Origin of the sequence: Gluconacetobacter sp. (assembly GCF_047721585.1) — a bacterium.
GTDB classification, from domain to species: domain Bacteria; phylum Pseudomonadota; class Alphaproteobacteria; order Acetobacterales; family Acetobacteraceae; genus Gluconacetobacter; species Gluconacetobacter dulcium.
In genome coordinates, this window is record NZ_JBDNXE010000237.1 from 1 (window position 1) to 2,638 (window position 2,638).

The window sequence follows — 2,638 nt, forward strand, 5'->3', positions numbered from 1 at the left end:
CTCCCGCCCCGGCCGAACCCCTCGCGCACCCCCCTGGGATCACGATCGGGTCATCCCCTCGGCGCACTGATCCAGATCATAGCGCAGGGCCATGCCGACATGATGGAGTAGGCACGCAATCCCGACCAACGCGCCGGAGGCCGCGACCATGCATGCGATGAGACTGGATGCCCCACACGCCGCACTCCAGTGGGTGGAACTGCCGGACCGCCAGCCCGGCCCCGGCGAAATCCGGGTCCGGGTCGGCGCCTGCGGCGTCTGCCGCACCGACCTGCATGTCGTGGACGGCGACCTGCCCTTCCCCGGCCATCCCGTCATCCCGGGCCACGAGATCGTGGGCCGGATCGACGCGCTGGGCGAGGGGGTGCAGGGCCTGCATCCGGGGCAGCGGGTCGGCATCCCCTGGCTGGGCCATACCTGCGGCGCCTGCCGCTACTGCCACAGCGGCCACGAGAATCTCTGCGACCACCCGCTCTTCACCGGCTACACGCGCGACGGCGGCTATGCCACGGCCGCCATCGCCGATGCCCGATACGCCTTCCCGCTGGGCGAGGACGGCGACGATGTCGACCTGGCCCCCCTGCTCTGCGCGGGCCTGATCGGCTGGCGGTCGCTGGTCATGGCGGGCGAGGACGCCCGGACGCTGGGCCTCTACGGCTTCGGCGCCGCAGCCCACATCATCGCCCAGGTCGCGATCTGGCAGGGGCGCCAGGTGTACGGCTTCACCCGGCCGGGCGACCGCAGGACGCAGGATTTCGCACGCGGCCTCGGCGCGGTCTGGGCCGGCGGATCGGACGAACAGCCACCCGAACCGCTGGACGCCGCCATCATCTTCGCGCCGGTGGGCGCGCTGGTCCCCGCCGCCCTGCGCGCGGTGCGCAAGGGCGGCCGCGTGGTCTGCGCCGGCATCCATATGAGCAAGATCCCGGCCTTTTCCTACGATCTGCTCTGGGAGGAACGGCAACTGGTCTCGGTCGCCAACCTGACGCGACAGGACGGCCTCGATTTCCTGTCCCTGGCCCCCAGGATCGGCATCCGCACCAGCACGACGCGCTATCCTCTGCGCGAGGCCAACCGCGCGCTCGCCGATCTGCGCGCCGGACGGTTCGAGGGCGCGGCGGTTCTGGTGCCCTGACTCCGGCGCCGGAAGCCCTGCCCTGCGCGGCGATCGTGCTTTCGTACTGGTATTTTCGGCGGCTATTCTTTATGGAGCGCGATCCCGCCACCGTGCCCTCGCCTGTCTCGCGCCACGTCGCGACGTGGCCCCTTCTGTCCGGATGATCCGCCTCATGCCTTTTCCCGAAACCCATCCCGCCCTTCGGCGCGCCCTCGACGCGCGCGGCTATGACGAGCCCACACCGGTCCAGCAGGCCGTGCTGGATGTCGCGGCGGACGGCAAGGATCTGCTGGTGTCGGCCCAGACCGGATCGGGCAAGACGGTCGCCTTCGGGCTGGCCATGGCCGACACGCTGCTGGGCGGGGCGGAACGGTTCGGACCGGCCGGCGCGCCCCTGGCCGTCATCGTCGCCCCCACGCGCGAGCTGGCCATGCAGGTGCAGCGCGAGCTGACGTGGCTGTACGCACCGGCGGGCGGCCGCATCGTCTCGTGCATCGGCGGCATGGACGCGCGGCGCGAGGCCCGGGCGCTGGAACTCGGCGCCCATATCGTCGTCGGCACGCCGGGCCGTCTGTGCGACCACCAGCGCCGCGGCCGTCTGGTCCTGTCCGACCTGCGCGTCGTGGTGCTCGACGAAGCCGACGAAATGCTCGATCTCGGCTTCCGCGAGGAACTGGAGCAGTTGCTGGACGCGATGCCCGCCACGCGCCGCACGCTGCTGTTCTCGGCCACCATCGCCAAGGAAATCGCCTCGCTGGCCCGGCGCTACCAGCGCGACGCGCTGCGCATCGACACGCTGTCGGGCGCCCGCCAGCACGCCGACATCAGCTATCGCGCCGTGCTGACCGACCCGCGCGAGATCATCCCGGCGGTGGTCAACATCCTGCGCTATACCGACAGCCCCACCTCCATGGTGTTCTGCGCCACCCGCGAGCTGGTGCGTCACATGCAGGGCGCGCTGCTGGAACGCGGCTTCGCCTCGGTCGCCCTGTCGGGCGAACTGGGCCAGAACGAGCGCACCCGCGCCATCGACAGCCTGCGCACCGGCCAGGCCAGCGTCTGCGTCGCGACCGACGTGGCGGCGCGCGGCATCGACATCCCGGCACTCGCCCTGGTGGTGCATGCCAGCCTGCCGACCGACAGCGCCACCCTGCTGCACCGTTCGGGCCGCACCGGCCGCGCCGGCCGCAAGGGCGTCTGCGCCCTGGTCGTACCGGTTTCGATGCGCCGTCGCGCCGAACGCCTGCTGGCCATGGCCAAGGTCACGGCGGAATGGACCGCCGTCCCCACCGCCGACGCCATCCGCGCCCAGGATTTCGAACGCCTGCTGACCGACCAGAGCCTGACCGAAGCCGCCGCCCCCGGCGACGAGGAGCAGGTCGCCCGCCTGGCCGCCGACCGCACCCCCGAACAGTTGGCAACCGCCCTGCTGCAAATGTACCGCGCCCGCCTGCCGGACCCGGAGGACATCCGCCCCCTGCGCGTCGATGCCCCCCGCCCGGCGCGTGACGGCGAGCCCGC

Annotated in this window: 2 protein-coding genes; both read left to right on the forward strand. The window is 72.1% G+C overall.

The annotated features are described in order from the left end of the window. The first annotated feature begins 148 nt into the window (after positions 1 to 148). Complete coding sequence (locus ABF821_RS20725) at positions 149 to 1,135, forward strand: zinc-dependent alcohol dehydrogenase family protein (RefSeq protein ID WP_415531437.1); 987 nt, start codon at positions 149 to 151, stop codon at positions 1,133 to 1,135. A gap of 154 nt (positions 1,136 to 1,289) precedes the next feature. Beyond that, positions 1,290 to 2,638: DEAD/DEAH box helicase (locus ABF821_RS20730; RefSeq protein WP_415531438.1), on the forward strand; the 1,349-nt coding region annotated here is incomplete at its 3' end.